This is a genomic window from Streptomyces lasalocidi, assembly GCF_005280215.1.
In the GTDB taxonomy this organism is placed as follows: domain Bacteria; phylum Actinomycetota; class Actinomycetes; order Streptomycetales; family Streptomycetaceae; genus Streptomyces; species Streptomyces longwoodensis.
Genome location: NZ_SZNQ01000001.1, coordinates 1,981,662 through 1,997,924, shown reverse-complemented (window position 1 = coordinate 1,997,924; position 16,263 = coordinate 1,981,662). Strand labels below are relative to the sequence as shown.

Sequence of the window (16,263 nt, the reverse complement as noted above, 5' to 3'; positions counted from 1 at the left end):
CGACGGCCCGTGCCGGTCGGCGCATCATGGGCCGTGTGCGATTCGAAGCGATCACCTGGGACCGGCTCGGCGACCTCCTGGCCGACCGGCTGCTCGACCTGAAGCCGGCCGACGGCAGCCCCTGGCCGCGCGTCGCGATCGACGGCGCACCGGCGGCCCACCCCGGCGACCTCGCCGACCGCGTGGCCGAGGCGCTGCGCGTCCGCGGCCGGGCCTCCCGCGTGGTCGACGCCCACGGCTTCCTCCGCCCCGCGTCCGTCCGCCTGGAGTACGGCCACCAGGACCTGGACGCCTACTACGACGGCTGGCTCGACACCGGCGCCCTGTGGCGCGAGGTGTTCAACCCCCTCGAACCGGACGGCGACGGCCGTGTCCTGCCCGACCTCTGGGACCCGGTGGCCGACCGCGCCACCCGCAGCGCCTACGTCCACCTACCGCCCGGTGGCGTGCTGTTGCTGCACGGCCCCCTCCTGATGCGTCACTGGTTCCCGTTCGACCTCACCGTCCACGTGCTGATGTCCCCGCCCGCCCTGCGCCGCCGCACCCCCGACGCCGACCGGTGGACGCTGCCCGCCTTCGAGCGCTACGAGCGGGAGACCGACCCGGCGGGCACGGCGGACGTCGTCATCCGCGCCGACGACCCGCGCCACCCCGCCTGGAACCGGGGGGCCGCGTAGCCCGGTCGGCCAGTGTCCCGAACCCCCGGGTCAGAGCCAGCCGTTGCGCCTGAAGCCCCGGTACAGCACCAGGCAGGCCGCGGATATGACCCCGATGACCAACGGGTAGCCGAACCTCGAGTGCAGCTCCGGCATGTGGTCGAAGTTCATGCCGTACACCCCGCACACCATCGTCGGCACGGCGATCACCGCGGCCCACGCGGTGATCTTGCGCATGTCCTCGTTCTGCGCGACCGTCACCTGTGCGAGGTGGGCCTGCAGGATGGAGTTCAGCAGTTCGTCGAAGGCCGCGATCTGCTCGGTGACCCGCAGCAGGTGGTCGGAGACGTCACGGAAGTAGGCCTGTATCTCCGGCTCCACCACCCGCATCGGCCGGTCGGCCAGGTCCAGCAGCGGGCGCCCGAGCGGCACCACGGCCCGCTTGAGCTCCAGCAGTTCACGCTTGAGCTGGTAGATGCGGCCCGGGTCGGCCCGCGCGCCGTTCTCCGCGAAGACGTCCGTCTCCACCTGATCGATGTCCGCCTGCATCAGGTCGGTGACGGTGAGGAAGTCGTCCACCACGTGGTCCGCGATCGCGTGCAGCACCGCCGACGGCCCCTTGGTCAACTGCGCGGCATCGGCCTCCAGCTCCTCGCGCAGCGGGCCGAGCGAACCATGCCGGCCGTGCCGCACCGTGATCACGAAGTCCTGGCCGACGAACACCATGATCTCGCCCGTGTCCACGACCTCGCTGGTGGCCGTCAACTTCTCGTGCTCCACGTAGCAGACGGTCTTGAACACCGCGAACAGCGTCTCGCCGTACCGCTCCACCTTCGGACGCTGGTGCGCCTCGACCGCGTCCTCGACGGCCAGCGGGTGCAGGTCGAACAGCTCCGCGACGCCCGCGAACTCCTCCACCGTCGGCTCGTGCAGCCCGAGCCAGACGAAGCCCTCCCCGTGCTTGCGTACGCGGCGGACCGTGTCGACCAGGTCCGCGCCGACCGGTGCGCGCCGTCCGTCCTGGTAGGCCACGCAGTTCACCACGGAGGAGCCCAGCGGCGACCGTGCGGGGTGGCTCAGGTCGACCCGTGGGCGCCGACGGGCCAGCCGTGCCACCTTGCGGAGGCCACCGACCCTGCCGAGGCCGGTGACCTTCCGCAGATTTCCTGCCATGGTCATCTGGATCTCCTTGCGTGGATCTCCCGCGTCCGCTGCGCGGAGCGTCCCTTCGTCTTCCTGCATCGGGTCGCGTTCCCGCGTCCTGGCTCGTCAGTGTGTCAGTCCCGCGCAGACGCCGGGCAAGCCTGTGGAAAAGGTCGGATCCCGCCGTGTTCCCGCCTGTGGAAAAGTTCGGGTCCCGTTCTGTTCCCGCCTGCGGACAGGGCGACTTCGGGTGGTGCGACGTGCGACGCGTCGGCCGTCCGGGGCCTGCCGTCGGCGGTACGCTCGCCGCCTCGACCCCTTCCGACATCCGGAGCGACCGGGATGACCACGGCATGACGCGACCCGACGGCTACCTCCTCGACAACCGGCAGAGCGAGGCCGGCGAGCGCTTCGACGCCTTCGCCTCCCTCTTCGACCCCACGACGTTCCGTCACCTCGAACGGCTCGGCGTCGGCCCCGGCCTGCGCTGCTGGGAGGTGGGCGCCGGCGGCACCTCCGTGGTGTCCTGGCTGGCGAAGAAGGTCGGCCCCACGGGCCAGGTCGTGGCGACGGACATCGACACCTCACGCCTCGGGCCCGTGGCCCGCCCGCCGGTCGAGGTCCGCGTCCACGACGTGGGCGCCGAGGAGCCGCCGGGGGAGGACTTCGACCTCGTGCACGCCCGGCTCGTCCTCGTCCACGTACCCGACCGGGACCGGGCGCTGCGGTCGATGGCCCGCTCCCTGCGCCCCGGCGGCCGTCTCCTCGTCGAGGACGCCGACCCGGCGCTCCAGCCCCTGGCATGTCCCGACGAACACGGACCCGAGCAGCAGCTCGCGAACCGGCTCCGCACCGGCTTCCGCCGGCTCCTCGCCGAACGCGGCGCCGACCTCTCCTACGGCCGTCGCCTCCCTCGCCTCCTGCGCGAGGCCGGCCTGCAACGGGTCGAGGCCGACGCCTACTTCCCCCTCACGTCCCCCGCCGGCGCGGCCCTGGAGTCCGCCACGATCCGTCAGGTCCGCGCCGAGCTGGTGAGGACGGGCCGCGCCACGGACGACGACATCGACCGCCACCTCGCCCACATCGAGGCCGGCGGCATGGACTTCGCCACGGCACCGATGATCTCGGCGTGGGGGAGGAAGGAGTAAGGACGCCGCGGGACGAAGCCCTCGGGCCGCGCGGTCGGTACCTCCGCTCACCCTCGCTCCGGTGGCCTGCCCCCCACCCGCTCCACCGCCCGCGCGCCCGCCCGGCACCCCTGCGCCGCCGCGGCCTCCAGCTCCGTGCCCGACATCAGCGCCGCGAGGAACGCCCCCGTGAAGGCGTCCCCGGCGCCCGTGGTGTCCCGGGGATCCGCCGGTGCCGCGGCGACGCGGGCGACGAGGGTGCCCGCCCGGGCCACGACCGCGCCGTCCGAGCCGCACTTGGTCACCACCAGCGGCACCCGCCGGCTCAGCTCGGCCGCCGCGTCCTCCGGGTCCGGCAGCCCCGTCAGCAGACAGGCCTCGTCCCGGCTCGGCAGCAGCACGTCCACCTCCTTCACGAGGTCGAGGAAGCGCTCGGCACCCAGCTCGCGGAGGAACCCGGCCGACGCCGGATCCAGACTCGTCGACACACCCCGCGCGCGGGCCGACGCCGACGCCACGCGCACGAGGGCACGCCCGGACGACGAGAACAGCAGGTAGCCCGACAGGTGCAGCCGCACGACCCCGTCGAGCAGGTCCTCCGACCAGTCCGCGGGCTCCAGCCGCAGCGACGCCCCGCTGTCGGTGAGGAAGGTGCGCTCCGCCGCCGCCCCCGCGTCGACCAGGCAGATCACCGTCCCGGTCGGTGCCTCGGGATCGACGACGAGCACCGGACGCACCCCGGCCGCGCGCAACGCGCGCTCGTGCCAGGCCGCCGCGTCCGCGCCCACGCGGCCCAGCAGGCGCACGTCCGCGCACCCCGTGTATGCCGCCCAGCACGCCACGTTGGCGCCGGCTCCGCCCGGCAGCGTGCGGATCTCGGCGGCCGTGTCCGTGCCCGCGGCCGGCGGCTGCCGGTGCCGCGCCACGACGTCGGTCACCACGTCCCCCACGACCAGCAGGGCCCCGCCACCGGGGCCGCCCGCCGCCTCCGTCGTCACGCCCCGGCCCAGGCCGCCGCGATGCGCGCCGCCAAGCGCACGTTGCCGCGCACCGCCGCCAGGTTGGCCTCCAGGGAGGCGCCGTCGGTGTGGAGGACGAGGTGGTCCAGCAGGAAGGGGGTGACGGCCTGGCCGGTGACGCCTTCCGCCGCGCAGGCCCGCAGGGCCTCGGCGAGCACCCGCGCGTGCAGCTCCGGATCCAACTGCTCGTCTTCCGGGACGGGGTTTGCGACGATCAGCGCCGACTCCGGCCCCCCGACCGCGTCCTGAGCCCGCATGACCCCGGCCACCTGCTGCGGCGTCTCCAGCGTCCAGTCCACCGGGTGCCCGGAGTCGGACAGGTAGAAGCCGGGGAAGCGGTCCGTGCCGTAACCGGCCACCGCGACACCCAGCGTCTCCAGCCGCTGGAGCGTCGCCGGCACGTCCAGGATCGACTTCACCCCGGCGCACACCACGGTGAGCCTGGTACGCGCCAGCAGTCCCAGGTCGGCCGACTCGTCCTGCGTCACCGTCCACTCCCGGTGCACTCCGCCGAGCCCACCGGTCGCGAACACCCGTATCCCCGCACGCGCCGCCAGCAGCGCCGTCGCCGACACGGTCGTCGCCCCGCTGGCGCCCGCGGCCACCGCGAGCGGCAGGTCACGGTGGCCCAGCTTGCGGATCCCGTCCTCGTTCGCGATCCGCTCGACCTGCTTCTCGTCCAGACCGATGTGCGGCCGCCCGTCGAGCACGGCGATGGTCGCCGGTACGGCGCCCTCCGCGCGGACCGCCGTCTCCAGTTCCAGCGCCACCTGGAGGTTGCGCGGGCGGGGCAGCCCGTGGGCGATGATCGTGGACTCCAGCGCCACCACCGGGCGACGCGCGCCCACCGCTTCCCGTACCTCTTCCGACACCACCGACGTCACGCGCCTGCCTCCTGTCCGTCGCCCTCCCCTCATCCCTGGCGGGCGGCACGCCCCGCCAAACCCCCGCCCGGACCCGGCACGACCTCAGAACAGCGGCTCGGGCAGCACGCCCTCCAGCGCCAGCAGCTTGCGCTTGGTCTCCAGACCGCCCCCGAACCCGCCGATCCCGCCGCCGCTCTCCACGACCCGGTGGCAGGGCACCACGACCGGCAGCGGATTGGAGCCCATCGCCATGCCCACCGCCTGCGCGGCCCCCGGCTGCCCCACCCGCCGGGCCAGATCGCCGTACCCGACCACCGCGCCGTACGGCACGCCCTCGGCCAGCGCGCGCAGCACCTGGCGGTTGAAGCCGGAGATCAGCGACCAGTCCAGCGGCAGCGCGAAGCCGTGCCGCTCGCCCGCGAAGTAGGCGTCGACCTGGCGTATCGCCTCGGCCAGCAGCGGTGAGTCCGGCGCCTCGACGGGCGTCGTGCCGAGCCGCTCCGCGAGCCGGGCGAGCGCCTTCTCACGGACCGGGTCCGTCGCGTGGAACACGACGTTGACCAGACCCTCGCGGGTCGCGGCCAGCAGCAGGGGGCCGATGGCGGTCCCCACGACGGCCCACACGACCTGCTGCTCGTACTGCCCCTGGCTGTCCATGCCCCCACGGTACGGCGGCCCACTGACAGCGCTGCGGGGAGCCGAGCCCGGCCCGGCCGCGACGCCGTTCGTCCGATCAGTGCCCGGACACCGCCTGCCGCACCACGTCCGGCTTGTTGCTGATCAGTCCGTCGGCGCCGTACCCGACGACGGTGCGCGCGGTGTCCGCGTCGTCCACCGTCCAGGCGAACAACCGCAGCGGCACACCGTGCGGCCCCGTCTGCGCGTGCACCGCGGAGACGTAGGCGGCGGACAGCGACGTGTGCGAGGGGTTGACCAGGTCGACGAACCGCGCGTACCCGGGCAGGTCGGCCGCCTTAGGCATGCCGAGCAGGCCGGTGCGCACCTCCGGCTGCAGCGCGTGCACGGTGCGCAGGCTGTCGGCGCTGAAGCTCTGCACGATCAGCCGGCCGGCGAGGTGCCGCTGGTCCAGCCAGCTGTCGTCGCCGAGCTCCTTGAGGATCTGCTGCTCGATCCCCGGGTACAGCTCCGGATTCTTGATCTCCAGGAGGAGGCCCTGGTGGTGGGACTCGACCGTGCGCAGGTACTGCTCCAGCGTCGGCACACGCGTGCCCGCGTACGCGGGGGAGAACCAGCTGCCGGCGTCGAGCCGGGCGATCTCGGCGGCGGTGAAGTCCTTCACCTTCCACGGAGCACGGTCCGGGAAGACGTCCTCCACGTCCGTGGTCCGGCCCAGCCCGTCGTCGTGGATCACCACGAGCTCGCCGTCCTTGGTGCGCTGGACGTCGTTCTCCACCCAGCGGGCGTCCCGGGCGGCGGCCTCGTCGACGGCGGCCAGGGTGTTCTCGGGCGCGTAGGCGGAGGCACCCCGGTGCGCTACGACGACCGGCGCCGGAACCCGCGCCGGCTCGGTGCCGGTCAGTCCCGCCCGGGCGTCGGAGGCCGGCAGCAGGAGGGCCACTAGGCCCAGGAGCGCGGTGGTCAGGGCGGCAACGCGCACGTGCATGCGTACTCCTCGTGTCGAGCGGACTCCGGGCCCTCACGTACAGCTCCACTGTGACAGCACAGAGTCAACGACGCGGGGGTGCGGCACGACGGCACGCTGAGCGTGGTTGTCCGAGCCTGCCCGGTCCTGCCGCAGATGTGGCAAGGTCGTGTTTCTTTGCCGCAGAGTCGTTCGACCGTTCCGGTGGCAGTCATACTTTCTGCGTCGACCACGACCGCCCGTGCGGTCGTGGGAGGGGGCGCTTTCGGGCAATTCGAGTACCACGGCGGAAGGGCAGCCGCGCATGCAGGGCACGGTCGACGGATTCAGCTACGGACTCGTCACCCCGCTGGTGGCCTACCTGATGGCCTGCCTCGGTGGTGCCCTCGGCCTGCGCTGCACGACCAGGGCCATGCTCGTCGCGCACTCCTGGCGCCCCGGCTGGCTCGCCCTCGGAGCCGCGGCCATCGGCTCCGGCATATGGACCATGCACTTCGTCGCCATGATGGGCTTCACGGTCCACGGCGCACCGATCCACTACGACAAGCCCCTGACGTACGCCAGCCTGGGCGTCGCGATCCTCATGGTGGGCGTCGGGATCTTCATCGTCGGCTACAAGGGCGCCTCCGGAACGGCGCTGTTCACCGGCGGCACCCTCACCGGGCTCGGCATCGCCTCCATGCACTACCTGGGCATGGCGAGCCTGGAGCTGAACGGACAGCTGGAGTACAACACCCTGACCGTCGGCTTCTCCGTGGTCATCGCGATGGCCGCCGCCACCGCGGCCCTGTGGGCCGCGGGACAGGTGCGGGGACTCGTGTGGAGCGTCGGCGCGAGCCTCGTCATGGGGCTCGCCGTCACGGGCATGCACTACACGGGCATGGCCGCGACGAGCGTCCACCTGCACTCCGGCGCGCCCGTCACGGGTGACTCGCCCGCCGCGCTCCTCGCGCCGATGCTGATCGGCCCGCTCGCCTTCCTGTGCCTGGCCGGGGTCGTCGTCCTGTTCGACCCGCTGATGGTGATGGGCGGGCCGGACTGGACGCCGGTCGAGCACAAGCCCGGCGTACCGGCCCACGCGCCCGCCCCGCGGGCCGGGCGGCGACCCGCCGTGCGCCCCGGCCGCAGGGACCTCCGGCTGGAGCACCGCACGGCCCAGAACCGCTGACCCGAGCCCGTTGTCAGTGGGGGGTCGTACGGTTGATGGCATGCGGCCCGTTTCCCAGATCGAACGCACGGTGGCGCCCTTCGAGGTCGTCAGTCCCTACCAGCCCAACGGCGACCAGCCGGCGGCCATCGCCGACCTGGCCCGGCGCATCCAGGCGGGTGAGAAGGACGTCGTCCTGCTGGGCGCGACCGGCACCGGCAAGTCCGCCACCACCGCGTGGATGATCGAGAAGCTTCAGCGACCCACCCTGGTGATGGCGCCGAACAAGACGCTGGCCGCCCAGTTGGCCAACGAGTTCCGCGAGCTCCTGCCGAACAACGCGGTCGAGTACTTCGTCTCGTACTACGACTACTACCAGCCCGAGGCGTACGTCCCGCAGTCGGACACCTACATCGAGAAGGACTCCTCGATCAACGAGGAGGTCGAGCGCCTGCGCCACTCGGCGACGAACTCGCTGCTCACCCGGCGTGACGTGGTCGTGGTGGCCTCGGTGTCCTGCATCTACGGCCTGGGCACCCCGCAGGAGTACGTGGACCGCATGGTGCCGCTCCGGGTCGGTGACGAGATCGACCGGGACCTGCTGCTGCGCCGCTTCGTCGACATCCAGTACACGCGCAACGACATGGCGTTCACCCGCGGCACCTTCCGCGTCCGCGGCGACACCATCGAGATCTTCCCGGTGTACGAGGAGCTCGCCGTCCGCATCGAGATGTTCGGCGACGAGATCGAGGCGCTCACCACGCTGCACCCGCTCACCGGCGAGATCATCAGCGACGAGCAGCAGCTGTACGTCTTCCCCGCCTCCCACTACGTCGCCGGCCCCGAGCGCATGGAGCGGGCCGTCAACGACATCGAGAAGGAGCTCGGGGACCGGCTGGCCGAGCTGGAGAAGCAGGGCAAGCTCCTGGAGGCGCAGCGCCTGCGCATGCGCACCACGTACGACATCGAGATGCTCCGCCAGATCGGCACCTGCTCCGGCGTGGAGAACTACTCGATGCACTTCGACGGCCGCCTGCCCGGGTCCCCGCCCAACACGCTGCTCGACTACTTCCCGGAAGACTTCCTCCTGGTCATCGACGAGTCGCATGTGACCGTGCCGCAGATCGGCGCCATGTACGAGGGCGACGCCTCCCGCAAGCGCACCCTCGTCGACCACGGCTTCCGGCTGCCCTCCGCCCTGGACAACCGGCCGCTGAAGTGGGAGGAGTTCCAGGAGCGCATCGGCCAGACCGTCTACCTGTCGGCGACCCCGGGCACCTACGAGCTGTCCCGCGGCGACGGCGTCGTCGAGCAGATCATCCGCCCCACCGGCCTCGTCGACCCGCAGGTCGTCGTCAAGCCCACCGAGGGCCAGATCGACGACCTGGTGCACGAGATCCGCAAGCGCACCGAGAAGGACGAGCGCGTCCTGGTCACCACCCTCACCAAGAAGATGGCCGAGGACCTCACCGACTACTTCCTGGAGCTGGGCATCCAGGTGCGCTACCTGCACAGCGACGTCGACACCCTGCGCCGGGTCGAGCTGCTGCGGGAACTGCGCAGCGGCGAGTACGACGTCCTGGTCGGCATCAACCTGCTGCGTGAGGGCCTGGACCTGCCCGAGGTGTCCCTGGTGGCCATCCTGGACGCCGACAAGGAGGGCTTCCTGCGCTCCGGCACCTCGCTGATCCAGACCATCGGCCGCGCCGCGCGAAACGTCTCCGGCGAGGTCCACATGTACGCCGACAAGATCACCCCCGCGATGGAGCGGGCGATCGACGAGACCAACCGCCGCCGGGAGAAGCAGGTCGCCTACAACAAGGCGAACGGCATCGACCCCCAGCCGCTGCGCAAGAAGATCAACGACATCGTCTCCCAGATCGCGCGCGAGGAGATCGACACCGAGCAGCTCCTGGGAACCGGCTACCGGGCGAAGAAGGACGGGCGGCCCACCAAGGCGCCGGTGCCCTCGCTCGGCGACAAGTCCCTCAAGGGCGCCAAGGGCTCGAAGACCGTCAAGCCCGCGCACGGCAAGGCCCGCGAGACCGTCCCGACCGACAGCCCCGCCGCCGACCTCGCCGCGCAGATCGAGGAGATGACCGAGCGCATGCGGGCCGCCGCCGCGGACCTGCAGTTCGAGATCGCCGCCCGGCTGCGCGACGAGGTCTCGGAGATGAAGAAGGAACTGCGCCAGATGAAGGAAGCCGGACTGGCCTGACGTGCGGCCGGCCCGCCCCGGTCCGGCCGCACCGTCCACGCCCGGCGCCGACGTGCCGTACCCGCCCACGCGCTGTGTTGCAAGACCGACACAAAGTGCGTTCCCGGGTACGGCACTGTCAGTGCCCTTGCGTAGGGTTCAGGTCAACCGCGCAGACCGCGGCAACAGGGGACGTTCGAGAGGGGAATCAGCGCGTGACCGTCAACATGACCAAGGGTCAGGCCATCAGTCTGCAGAAGAACGACGGGGGCAGCCTGACCGCGGTGCGCATGGGTCTCGGCTGGCAGGCGGCCCCCCGGCGTGGCCTGTTCGGCTCCCGTACGCGGGAGATCGACCTCGACGCCTCGGCCGTCCTCTTCGCCGACAAGCAGCCCGTCGACGTCGTCTTCTTCCGCCACCTGGTGAGCGACGACGGCTCCGTGCGCCACACCGGCGACAACCTCGTCGGCGGTGTCGGCCAGGGCGGCGACGACGAGGCCATCCTCGTGGACCTGTCGCGCGTGCCCGTCCACATCGACCAGATCGTCTTCACCGTGAACTCCTTCACGGGCCAGACGTTCCAGGAGGTGCAGAACGCGTTCTGTCGCCTGGTCGACGAGACCAACGGCCAGGAGCTGGCCCGCTACACCCTCGCGGGCGGCGGTGCCTACACGGCCCAGGTCATGGCGAAGGTCCACCGCTCGGGTCCGGGCTGGACGATGACCGCCCTCGGCACCCCGGCCAACGGCCGCACCTTCCAGGACCTGATGCCGGCCATCCTGCCGCTGCTGTAGTACGGCGACCGCACCGACAACACAAGACGCGACACAGGGGGAAGGCGATGACGGCCGAGCTGGTGCGGGGGCAGAACCACCCGCTGTCCCAGGCCCACCTCGAGATCAGGGTCTCGGCCGGCACGCCCGTGGTGGTCGCCGCGACGCTCGGCGACGACGGCGGCACCGTGCGGGGCGTCGAGTGGGTGGCTCACCCCGGGACGCCCACCCTGCCCGGCCTGGAGGTCTCCCGGCAGGCGGCCGCCGATCACCGTCTGGCGGTCGACCTGGACGCCATGCCGGAGAGTGTGCACCGGGTGCACGTGCTGCTCTCCCTCCCGCAGGCGGGCGGCGGCCCGGTCCGCTTCGGCGCCGTCGCCGCCCCCTTCGTCGCCGTCACCGGACTCGACGGCAGCGAGGTCGCCAGCTACACCCTCACGGGCCTGGGCAGCGAGACGGCCGTCGTCGCCCTGGAGCTGTACCGGCGCCAGGGCGCCTGGAAGGTCCGGGCGGTCGGCCAGGGGTACGCCGGCGGACTCGCCGAGCTCCTCACCGACCAGGGCCTGCCGCAGGCCCAGCAGCTCGCGTCCGGGATCCACGAGGCCGTGGCCCAGGGGCTCGCCCGCTCCGTCCAGGCCCCGCCGCCGCGCACGGCCGACGGCGACCGGTCCCGGCAGACGGCCGCGTCCGCCCTCGGCCCGGACCAGAGCGGTCCCGCGTCCTACGGCACCCAGGACCACCAGAACCCCGCCGGGCCGTACGCCTCCCAGGGCACCCCCGGCTCCCCGCCCGGCCCGCCGGTCGCGGTCCCCGGGACGGGCCAGCCGCCCGGTCCGGCGCCGGCGGACCCGTCGGCCCCCGGCCCCACCCCGCCTCCCACCGGCCCCGCCGGCGGCCCGATCGACTACAGCCACCCGCGCCGCGCGACCTCGGCTCCGCCGCCGCCCCCGCCGACCGCGCCCCCGGCCGCTCCCGGACAGCCCGCCCAACCCGTCGCGGGCGACGCGACCGGCTGGTCCATGGAGGAGCGCCTCTACAACCAGATCTGGGGCATGTTCGAGGACCTGGCCCGTACGACGGCCGCCTACCGCAGCGCCGTCGACTTCGCCGAGTCACGCCTGGAGAAGGAGATCGACCAGGTCCTGTCCGATCCGCGCAACCGGATCGGCGGTCAGGGCGACGCGGCCCGCGAGGCGGCCCTCGCCCGGCAGACCCAGCTCGTCGACCAGGCCCGTCAGGCCCTCGACCGGGACCTGGCCCAGCTCGTCGCCGAGGCCGACGTCGTCGAGCCGGCGCTGCCGCCGGCCTTCGCCGGCTGGGACAACCCCGTGTGGCACGCCTACCGCGTGCCGATGGAGATCCCCATGGCCCTGCGCATCGGGGACCTCGGCCTGCCCGAGAGCGACCGGCTGCGCATCCCGCTGCTGGTCCGGCTGCCGCTGGAGCGTGGTCTGTGGATCGACAGCGGACGCACGGCGATGGCCGACGACGTCTTCGTCGACACCCATGAGCGGCGCCGCCTGGCCATGGAGTCGGCGGTGGCGCACACGGCGCGCCTGCTCGCGGTGTACCCGGCGGACGAGTTCACCGTCCACGTCGTCGACCCGGCCGGCTCGGGCACCCAGGCCCTGGCACCGCTGGTGCGGGCCGGAGTGCTGGCCGCGCCCCCGGCGCGCGGCGCGGCCGGGGTCGCGGACGTCCTGGGCCGGCTGACGCAGCGCGTCGACCTGGTGCAGATGGCGCTGCGCGGTGGCGTGGCGGACTCCCTGCCGCCCGACTTCGACACGGCCCAGCAGCTGCTCGTCGTCAACGACTTCCCGCACGGCTTCGACGACCGTGCCGTGACCCAGCTGCGCTACCTCGCGGACGAAGGGCCGGCCGTCGGCGTGCACCTGATGATGGTGGCCGACCGGGAGGACGCCGCCGGTTACGGTCCGTTGCTGGATCCGCTGTGGCGCTCCCTGCTGCGGCTGACGCCCGTGCCCGACGACCATCTGGCCGATCCGTGGGTCGGTCACGCCTGGACGTACGAGCCGGCGCTCGTGCCGCCCGGCAGCGGGGTCCTCGACATGGTCCTGCGGCAGGTCGCGGCCGCTCGCACCAAGCGTTCGTAAAGGGCCACTGAGCTGGGATTTTGATCTGTCTTTTGCCAAGCACTTTACTCTTTCTTGGTCATTGGGGTACCGTAGTCCGCACGGAGGGGAGTACTCCCTGACTGCGGCGCTCTCGTCAGTACGGATCAACTGGGATCCCGGGACGCCGGCCCTCGCGGGTGGAAGAGACCTCCGGCAGCGCAACGACGCTGACTACCTGCCGTTACGTCCTGCCGGAGGCGCAGTGGATGTTTCCATGACCCTGTGGGTCCTGACGATCGTGGGCCTCGCCGCCCTGATCGCGGTCGACTTCTTCATCGGCCGCAAACCGCACGACGTGTCCCTCAAAGAGGCGGGCATCTGGACGGGCGTCTGGATCGCCCTCGCCGGACTCTTCGGACTCGGCCTGCTGCTCTTCGGCGGCGGCCAGCCCGCCGGCGAGTTCTTCGCGGGCTTCATCACCGAGAAGTCGCTGAGCGTCGACAACCTCTTCGTGTTCGTCCTGATCATGGCGAAGTTCGCCGTGCCCTCGCAATACCAGCAGCGCGTCCTGCTCGTCGGCGTCCTCATAGCGCTGGTCCTGCGGGCCATCTTCATCGCGGCGGGCGCCGCCATCCTCGCCAGCTTCTCGTGGGTGTTCTACCTCTTCGGGGCGTTCCTCATCTGGACCGCCTGGAAGCTCATCCAGGAGGCCCGGGCCGACCAGGAGGACGAGGAGTTCGAGGAGAACAAGCTGCTGAAGGCGGCCGAGCGCAGGTTCGGTGTCGCCGACCGCTACCACGGCACCAAGCTGTGGATCCAGCAGAACGGCAAGCGGGTCATGACCCCGATGCTCGTCGTGATGCTCGCGATCGGCACCACGGACGTCCTGTTCGCGCTCGACTCGATCCCCGCGATCTTCGGCCTCACGCAGGACCCGTACATCGTGTTCACGGCCAACGCCTTCGCCCTGATGGGCCTCAGGCAGCTGTACTTCCTCATCGGCGGCCTGCTCAAGAAGCTGGTCCACCTCAGCTACGGCCTGTCGGTGATCCTGGGCTTCATCGGAGTGAAGCTGGTCCTGCACGCCCTGCACGAGTCCGGCGTCCACGTCCCCGAGATCAGCATCCCCGTCTCCCTCGGCGTGATCTGCTCCGTCCTGGTCATCACCACGATCACCAGCCTGCGGGCCACGAGGAAGCAGACGGCCGAGACCGCGCCCAAGGACCGCATCGACGTCTGAGGAGTTCATGACCCAGCAGCAGGACCACCAGGAGCGGCGCTCGGCGCCGGCCGACCGCCGCTCCGGGAGCACCGGCCACCCACCGTCCACCGACCCCGTGACGAGCAGCCGGAGTGCGGCCCCCGGGCCCCTCTGGGACGATCGCAGCATGATCGCTCGGCTCAGGTCGCTCACACAGCGGTGGACGTCCCTCGTGCCGGTGCTCGCGGTGGTCCTGCTCGTCCTCACCTGGGGACGCGATCTGCCCGGCGCGGTCGTGGCCGTCGTGACGCTGATCCTGGCCGGTGCGGTCCTGGCCGCCGTCCACCACGCCGAGGTGGTCGCGCACCGCGTCGGTGAGCCCTTCGGTTCCCTGGTGCTCGCCATCGCCGTCACGATCATCGAGGTCGCGCTGATCGTGACCCTGATGGCGGACGGCGGGGACAAGAGCTCCACCCTGGCCCGAGACACCGTCTTCGCCGCCGTGATGATCACCTGCAACGGCATCGTCGGACTGTCCCTCATCGCCGCGTCCCTGCGCCACGGCACGGCGGTCTTCAACCCCGAGGGCACCGGCGCGGCCCTCGCCACGGTCGCCACCCTGGCCACGCTCAGCCTGGTGCTCCCGACGTTCACCACGAGCAAGCCGGGGCCGGAGTTCTCCACCGTCCAGCTCACCTTCGCGGCCCTGTCGTCGCTGATCCTCTACGGCCTGTTCGTGGCGACCCAGACCGTCCGGCACCGCGACTACTTCCTGCCCGTCACCCGGCAGGGCGAGGTCATCACGGGCGACGACCACGCCGGCGCGCCGTCCTCGCGCACCGCCCTGATCAGCCTCGGTCTGCTGGGGTTGGCACTGATCGGCGTGGTGGGCCTCGCCAAGGGCGTCTCGCCCACCATCGAGTCCGGTGTGGAGGCGGCCGGACTGCACCAGGCGGTCGTCGGTGTGATCATCGCGCTGCTCGTGCTGCTGCCCGAGACCATCGCCGCCCTGCGCTCGGCCCGCCGCGACCGGGTGCAGACCAGCCTCAACCTCGCCCTCGGCTCCGCCATGGCCAGCATCGGCCTGACCATCCCCGCGGTCGCCCTGGCCTCCGTCTGGCTGTCCGGCCCGCTCGTGCTGGGCCTGGGCCCCACCCACATGGTGCTGCTCGCCCTGACGGTGGTGGTCAGCTCGCTGACCGTGGTCCCGGGGCGTGCCACGCCCCTGCAGGGCGGCGTCCACCTCGTGCTGTTTGCGGCCTACCTGGAACTGGCGATCAACCCCTAGCCTGCTCAACCCCTGGCCGGACGCGGGAGCCCGGCGGCCCAGCGACCGTCAGTAGGTGACGGTGATCCGCCGGGACGGGCCGTCGACGCGGATCGTGCCGCCGTAGGGGAGGACGAGCTGCGGGTCGGTGTGGCCGAAGTCCACGTCGAAGACGACCATCGTGTCCGGGGCGTAGGTCCGCAGCGCGCGCAGGACCGCCTCGCGCTGGCCCGCGGCGTACCGGGCCCCCTCCTCAGGGCTGAGGGGCCGCTGGAAGGACCAGGTCTTGGGCCGGCCGACCAGCAGCGCCGGGAAGCGCCGGAGCAGGCCACGCTCACCCATGTTCCGCAGGGTGCGGAAGACCTCCGTGTCGCTCGGCATCTCCTCCGAGGTCTCCAGCACGAGCACGCCACCCTCGTACACGGACAGGTCGTGGGAGACCTCGCGGTCGGCCATCAGCAGCATCGCCAGGATCTCCAGGCAGCCGCCCCAGCTACGGCCCTCCACCACCCGGTCGGCGTTCACCCAGCCCCAGCCGGTGCCGGGCCGGGTCTCCGGCTCGGCCGCGAAGGTCTTCGGGTCGGCCCAGTCGCCGTCGACGTCGCGCCAGCGCTCGGCGGGCCGCAGTTCGAAGGGGCCGGGGGTGAACAGCGCGGCCCGCAGCGACTCCTCGGTCTGCGGGTGCAGGGCGCCGGGGCGTCCCAGAGCGGCCATCACGGTGGCGCCGTGGAAGCCGACGATGCCCGTGGCGTACAGGTAGGCCAGCAGGTTGGTGTTGTCGCTCATCCCGAAGAACGGCTTCGGACAGCTCCGGATCAGCTCCCGGTCCAGATGCGGCAGCACCGTGATCTGGTCGTCGCCGCCGATCGTCGCCATGACCGCCTTCACGTCCGGGTCGGCGAACGCCGCGTGGAGGTCGTCGGCGCGCTGTCGCGGCGTCGCCCCCATCGTGCGGGTCGTCGGGTACTCGACCGGCTCCAGCCCGTACACCGTGCGCAGCCGCTCCAGGCCCAGTTCGTGGGGGCGCGGGAAGAGCCCCGGCAGGCCGGCGGAGGGGGAGACGACGGCGATGCGGTCGCCGGGGGCGGGCTTGGGCGGGTACAGGGGCGTCGTCATGGCGGGAGGCTACGGGCCCGCGCCCCGGCGGCGCACCGTGATAAACCGGGTTCGAGCAGCGGTCCGGCACGGC

14 protein-coding genes are annotated in these 16,263 nt (G+C 72.2%); 8 read left to right on the top strand and 6 right to left on the bottom strand.

From position 1 onward, the window contains the following. Nucleotides 1-26 precede the first annotated feature (26 nt). Nucleotides 27-677, top strand: a complete 651-nt coding sequence (locus tag E4U91_RS08935; protein WP_174867777.1) for a nucleoside/nucleotide kinase family protein — start codon at nt 27-29, stop codon at nt 675-677. Nucleotides 678-707: 30 nt separating this feature from the next. On the opposite strand, the gene E4U91_RS08930 is transcribed toward E4U91_RS08935, so the two are convergent. Further along, nucleotides 708-1,835 (bottom strand): magnesium and cobalt transport protein CorA, encoded by a 1,128-nt coding sequence (locus E4U91_RS08930; protein WP_137306345.1) that lies wholly within the window; start codon nt 1,833-1,835, stop codon nt 708-710. A gap of 317 nt (nt 1,836-2,152) precedes the next feature. Here E4U91_RS08930 and E4U91_RS08925 point away from each other — a divergent pair, with 317 nt between their 5' ends. Next, on the top strand, nt 2,153-2,947 hold the full coding sequence (locus E4U91_RS08925; RefSeq protein ID WP_137306344.1) for a methyltransferase domain-containing protein: 795 nt from the start codon (nt 2,153-2,155) through the stop codon (nt 2,945-2,947). A gap of 47 nt (nt 2,948-2,994) precedes the next feature. Here E4U91_RS08925 and E4U91_RS08920 read toward each other — a convergent pair whose 3' ends face one another. From E4U91_RS08920 to E4U91_RS08905, 4 genes are all read right to left on the bottom strand, one after another. Continuing rightward, nucleotides 2,995-3,936, bottom strand: a complete 942-nt coding sequence (locus E4U91_RS08920; protein ID WP_137310733.1) for a carbohydrate kinase family protein — start codon at nt 3,934-3,936, stop codon at nt 2,995-2,997. Then, complete coding sequence (locus E4U91_RS08915) at nt 3,921-4,829, bottom strand: pseudouridine-5'-phosphate glycosidase (protein WP_241678536.1); 909 nt, start codon at nt 4,827-4,829, stop codon at nt 3,921-3,923. Before E4U91_RS08915 ends, E4U91_RS08920 begins: the two co-directional genes overlap by 16 nt. A gap of 84 nt (nt 4,830-4,913) precedes the next feature. Continuing rightward, nucleotides 4,914-5,468 carry a methylated-DNA--[protein]-cysteine S-methyltransferase gene (locus E4U91_RS08910; RefSeq protein ID WP_137306342.1) on the bottom strand — a complete coding sequence of 185 codons (555 nt, stop codon included), beginning with the start codon at nt 5,466-5,468 and terminating at the stop codon, nt 4,914-4,916. 76 nt (nt 5,469-5,544) lie between these two features. Continuing rightward, nucleotides 5,545-6,435, bottom strand: coding sequence for a glycerophosphodiester phosphodiesterase (locus E4U91_RS08905; RefSeq protein ID WP_137306341.1), 891 nt, complete (start codon nt 6,433-6,435; stop codon nt 5,545-5,547). Nucleotides 6,436-6,718: 283 nt separating this feature from the next. Here E4U91_RS08905 and E4U91_RS08900 point away from each other — a divergent pair, with 283 nt between their 5' ends. The 6 genes from E4U91_RS08900 to E4U91_RS08875 all read left to right on the top strand — a co-directional run bounded on the left by E4U91_RS08900 (nt 6,719) and on the right by E4U91_RS08875 (nt 15,095). Next, nucleotides 6,719-7,582: an MHYT domain-containing protein gene (locus E4U91_RS08900; RefSeq protein ID WP_137306340.1), complete on the top strand. Its 864-nt coding sequence runs from the start codon at nt 6,719-6,721 to the stop codon at nt 7,580-7,582. 40 nt (nt 7,583-7,622) lie between these two features. Further along, a complete protein-coding gene (gene uvrB / locus E4U91_RS08895) occupies nt 7,623-9,779 on the top strand; it encodes an excinuclease ABC subunit UvrB (RefSeq protein ID WP_137306339.1) in 2,157 nt (718 codons plus the stop codon). Nucleotides 9,780-9,973: 194 nt separating this feature from the next. Beyond that, nucleotides 9,974-10,552, top strand: coding sequence for a TerD family protein (locus tag E4U91_RS08890; protein ID WP_137306338.1), 579 nt, complete (start codon nt 9,974-9,976; stop codon nt 10,550-10,552). Nucleotides 10,553-10,599: 47 nt separating this feature from the next. Continuing rightward, nucleotides 10,600-12,645 (top strand): TerD family protein, encoded by a 2,046-nt coding sequence (locus E4U91_RS08885; RefSeq protein ID WP_137306337.1) that lies wholly within the window; start codon nt 10,600-10,602, stop codon nt 12,643-12,645. A gap of 223 nt (nt 12,646-12,868) precedes the next feature. Then, nucleotides 12,869-13,846 carry a TerC family protein gene (locus E4U91_RS08880; RefSeq protein WP_137306336.1) on the top strand — a complete coding sequence of 326 codons (978 nt, stop codon included), beginning with the start codon at nt 12,869-12,871 and terminating at the stop codon, nt 13,844-13,846. Nucleotides 13,847-13,994: 148 nt separating this feature from the next. Further along, the gene (locus tag E4U91_RS08875) at nt 13,995-15,095 is read left to right on the top strand and encodes a calcium:cation antiporter (protein WP_137310732.1); all 1,101 of its coding nucleotides are present in this window, start codon (nt 13,995-13,997) and stop codon (nt 15,093-15,095) included. A 48-nt stretch (nt 15,096-15,143) separates the two neighbouring features. Here E4U91_RS08875 and E4U91_RS08870 read toward each other — a convergent pair whose 3' ends face one another. Further along, nucleotides 15,144-16,190: a S66 family peptidase gene (locus E4U91_RS08870; protein WP_137306335.1), complete on the bottom strand. Its 1,047-nt coding sequence runs from the start codon at nt 16,188-16,190 to the stop codon at nt 15,144-15,146. Between the last annotated feature and the right edge of the window lie 73 nt (nt 16,191-16,263).

Coding starts and splice junctions, on each gene's coding strand:
- E4U91_RS08935 (WP_174867777.1), top strand. CDS start 27: ATGGGCCGTGTGCGATTCGAAGCGATCACCTGGGACCGGCTCGGCGAC.
- E4U91_RS08930 (WP_137306345.1), bottom strand. CDS start 1,835: ATGACCATGGCAGGAAATCTGCGGAAGGTCACCGGCCTCGGCAGGGTC.
- E4U91_RS08925 (WP_137306344.1), top strand. CDS start 2,153: ATGACGCGACCCGACGGCTACCTCCTCGACAACCGGCAGAGCGAGGCC.
- E4U91_RS08910 (WP_137306342.1), bottom strand. CDS start 5,468: ATGGACAGCCAGGGGCAGTACGAGCAGCAGGTCGTGTGGGCCGTCGTG.
- E4U91_RS08905 (WP_137306341.1), bottom strand. CDS start 6,435: ATGCACGTGCGCGTTGCCGCCCTGACCACCGCGCTCCTGGGCCTAGTG.
- E4U91_RS08900 (WP_137306340.1), top strand. CDS start 6,719: ATGCAGGGCACGGTCGACGGATTCAGCTACGGACTCGTCACCCCGCTG.
- uvrB (WP_137306339.1), top strand. CDS start 7,623: ATGCGGCCCGTTTCCCAGATCGAACGCACGGTGGCGCCCTTCGAGGTC.
- E4U91_RS08885 (WP_137306337.1), top strand. CDS start 10,600: ATGACGGCCGAGCTGGTGCGGGGGCAGAACCACCCGCTGTCCCAGGCC.
- E4U91_RS08875 (WP_137310732.1), top strand. CDS start 13,995: ATGATCGCTCGGCTCAGGTCGCTCACACAGCGGTGGACGTCCCTCGTG.
- E4U91_RS08870 (WP_137306335.1), bottom strand. CDS start 16,190: ATGACGACGCCCCTGTACCCGCCCAAGCCCGCCCCCGGCGACCGCATC.